Raw genomic sequence first — 3,259 nt, forward strand, 5'->3', positions numbered from 1 at the left:
GCCAAAGCGCACTTGTTCGCGCGAACCTGTGCGGAAGTGGCGTTGAAACGTGACATGTTTGCAGGTATCAGGGTTGGGCGAGGTGGTCGGGCAGTCGGCCCTCGTCGAGGTGATCGGCGAGATAGATCATCGCTCCTTCGGGTCTCATCCCGAAGGCTGCCGCGACGAGTTTCGGGTCGATCGTATTGACCAGATCGGCCAGCCGGGTACTGCGCAGCATCTTGGGTGGCAGGCCGCAGGGATCGAGCAGATGACTCATGTAGGCCTCCGACGCCGGTCGCCGGTCGGCTTTGGTACCGCGCGTGACGATCACGTGCGGGTTGTTGGTGCGCTGGGTGTCGCGGTGATCGAGGCTGCGTTGCAGCGCGTTCCAGCTGACCGGGTCCAGCGGCACCGGGTGGGGGCGCGTGCCGAGGCGGATCGAGCGGTCACTGGTGTCGATGTGGTCGACCTGCAGCAGGCGCAGCTCACGGCTGGAGACACCGTGCAATATGGCGAGGAGCCCGAAGAGGGCTTCGTGCGGATGCGCAGCGGGGTCGGCGCTCCAGCGGCGAAATAGGTCGCGCTGTTGCGTGATGGTGAGTGTGCGGCCACGAAATCCCCTGTGCCGCTTGGCTGACATGCCGTGTGTCGGGTCCACGAGCACCACGCGACGATTGCGTGCGAACCGGAAGAACTGGCCCAACACGGTCAGACGTCGCGCTCGGGTGTTGGGCAACTCGGCGAGGAACGCCTCGATATCCGTGACGTCCACGAGTGCCCAATCCTGCTTGCCCCGTTGCGCTTCGAGGAAGTGAGCCAGGTCTCGCACTATCGTCAACGCTGACTCGATGGTGCGGTCGGAGCGGGGGCGGGTGCCTGCACGCCGGGCCCGGTCGCGGTTGTGCAGCATGGATTCGGCGAAGGCCGCGACAGCGACGCGCATCGGACCCGGTGTGGCGTCGATCCGTTTCTGCCGTCGTCCGGCGGCCAGCCGCTGGTCCTGGTCGGTGGCCATCGCCAGGCCGTGCTCGGTGAAGAACGCTTCCAGAGCGCGAGCCAGTGATCCCATCGACCGGCCAGGTCGGCGGGACCGCTCGAGCACGCTCTGCGGGTGGTTGGGGTGTTCGTCTTCGAGGAGTCGAGCCAGCGTGGCGATCATCCTGCAAGCGCGAGCGGGGCAGTGACGGGCGGCCAGATACGCGACGAAATCGCCGAGCCAGCCTGGTGGTTCAGTGAGCGCAGCGGCCAGGGTCTCACCGCGCACGAACGGCCGGTCCGGGTGGCGCTGCCAACATCGCCCGCACATGCCGTGCGCGGCGTGGCGGCGCAGCTCACCGCAGGACACACAGATGCGGGGCGGATACTTTGGTGGGCGGGGCCGCGAGCACGGGCCGCACCACCCCGTCGACTCGCGCAGATAGCCGGGCTTTGCGCAGCGCGGGCATGTCGATTTCGCGGCGGCGAGCGTGGCCCGCTTCTGACATGGCCGGCATACCGTTTCACCGCGGAATTTGATCGGACCGCCGCATTCGCGGCAGCGGCGTGAGCACAGCATGCACCGGTCTGTCTCCGGCAGCACGATCCGGTCCCAGCCGCAGCCCGGGCATCGTGCCTTGGCGGCCTGCGCCCGCAACCGGCGGGTGCAGTGGCAGCAGTGCTCGCGGCCGATGTATCCCACCGGTGCGCCGCAGTCAACGCAGTCTCGTTGTCGTTTCCCCACCAGCCGCACCCCGTTCCGAAACGTTGGGTGGGCCTACATTGGCGGCATTGATCGGCCCCGCGCGGTGGCGGTCTTGGGCTGCGAGGCGACCGGGCGCGGTCGTGCGGCAGGCTGTTCGACTGGGGTGGTGTCGATCTCGAACAGGTCATCCGGGGTGCAGTCAAGCGCGGTGCACAAGGCGATCAGCGTCGAGACCTTGATCTGGCTTGGCTCCTTGGTGAACAGCGCTGACACCGACGCCGCCGACAACTCCAGACCCGCGCGCTCGGACAAAAGCCGCCGCAGTTCGGTGCCGGTCCATACCTCGCGCTGGGCCGCGGCCATCCGCAGCCGCCAACGAATCCTCATGCCGTCCCATCCTCTCCGCTCAGCTCGGCCAGCGTCGAGGTGACCGCGCGTCGGTAGGCGTCCTCGATGAACGTCGCCGACGGCCGCACGTACCGCATGGTCGAGCTCACCGTCCAGTGCCCCAAAAGCTGTTGAATCGCAACCAGATCCACACCACGCTCGTAGTTGTGGGTGGCGCAGGCCCGGCGCAGCGCGTGCGGGCTGAATCGCTCGGTCGCCGGTCGCCCCTCCAGCTCCATCAGATACCGCAGGCGGTTGCGGATCGTGCCCCGATGCAGTGCGCCACCGGACTCGTCGGCGAACAGCACCGGCGAGTTCGGGAACTTCGGCCGCACGTCGGCCAGGAACCACTGCAACAACACATCCAGACCGTCCAGCATCGGCACCCACCGCGGCCGGGGACCGGACATGTGGGCGGCCTTGCCGAACCGCACGTGCAACTTGCCGAACGGTCCACGATCGAAATGCACGTCCGGAATCTCCAGCAGCGCTGACTCTTCCGACCGCAGCCCAGCGTGATACAGGGTCCGAAACATCGCATAGTCCCGCGCGGCCGGCCCGTACTTGCGGGCGGTGGCAATCCGAGTCTTCAGGAACTCGAAGAATGCGCTCACCCGCTCCGGGGTCGGCGGCGCCGCGACTGCCGGCGAGTCGTCGCCCACGTGCCGGGACGCGTTGAACTCATCCACCGGGCACACCAGCCGCGCCCCGAACGCGGCCTCGATCTCGGCAGCCTTGCGGGTCTGCAGGAACCGATGGAACCCCTTGAAGATCTGCACGTACTCCCGCCGCGTCGACGCCGCCCGCCCCGCCATCGCCAGCTCACCGACCACCCGATCGATGTCCTCGCTGGTGACCTCCCACGCCGGACACCCCAGCGCCGTCAAGGTCCGCTCCAACAGCCCGATATCGTTGTCGATCGTCACCGGGCTGAATCCTCGGGCATGCCAGGACGCCACGAATGCATCGACGCATTCACGTTGAAACACAACAGGATCGGCGGCAACAGCCTCGACCGGTGCGGCGCCACCGGGAATCAGCCGCAGACCCTCCACTCCCCGCACACCTTCTTCCCGCCTAACCAGTTAAGGCAACACCTAACATATCGCGATCACGCCTTGACGATCGCTAAGACACGCAGAACAGCCGAAAGCCCAGCTAGCAGGAGAAATCAGCCACAACGAACATGTGCCAGCTCCAGTTGAATGG

General features: G+C 66.9%; 3 protein-coding genes. All 3 read right to left on the reverse strand.

Annotation, left to right across the window (positions count from 1 at the left end; translation table 11 throughout):
- Positions 1-67: 67 nt before the first annotated feature.
- The 3 genes from AB7I40_RS23730 to AB7I40_RS23740 all read right to left on the reverse strand — a co-directional run bounded on the left by AB7I40_RS23730 (position 68) and on the right by AB7I40_RS23740 (position 3,105).
- Positions 68-1,660: a tyrosine-type recombinase/integrase gene (locus tag AB7I40_RS23730; RefSeq protein ID WP_428348170.1), complete on the reverse strand. Its 1,593-nt coding sequence runs from the start codon at positions 1,658-1,660 to the stop codon at positions 68-70.
- 75 nt (positions 1,661-1,735) lie between these two features.
- Positions 1,736-2,050 carry a helix-turn-helix domain-containing protein gene (locus AB7I40_RS23735; RefSeq protein ID WP_011777793.1) on the reverse strand — a complete coding sequence of 105 codons (315 nt, stop codon included), beginning with the start codon at positions 2,048-2,050 and terminating at the stop codon, positions 1,736-1,738.
- The gene (locus AB7I40_RS23740; RefSeq protein ID WP_428348171.1) at positions 2,047-3,105 is read right to left on the reverse strand and encodes a tyrosine-type recombinase/integrase; all 1,059 of its coding nucleotides are present in this window, start codon (positions 3,103-3,105) and stop codon (positions 2,047-2,049) included. Before AB7I40_RS23740 ends, AB7I40_RS23735 begins: the two co-directional genes overlap by 4 nt.
- Between the last annotated feature and the right edge of the window lie 154 nt (positions 3,106-3,259).

The organism is Nocardioides sp. (genome assembly GCF_050246775.1).
In the GTDB taxonomy this organism is placed as follows: Bacteria; Actinomycetota; Actinomycetes; order Propionibacteriales; family Nocardioidaceae; genus Nocardioides.

What these genes read in the sequence shown, in the direction of transcription:
- AB7I40_RS23735 (WP_011777793.1), bottom strand. Translation starts at nt 2,050, where the DNA reads ATGAGGATTCGTTGGCGGCTGCGGATGGCCGCGGCCCAGCGCGAGGTA.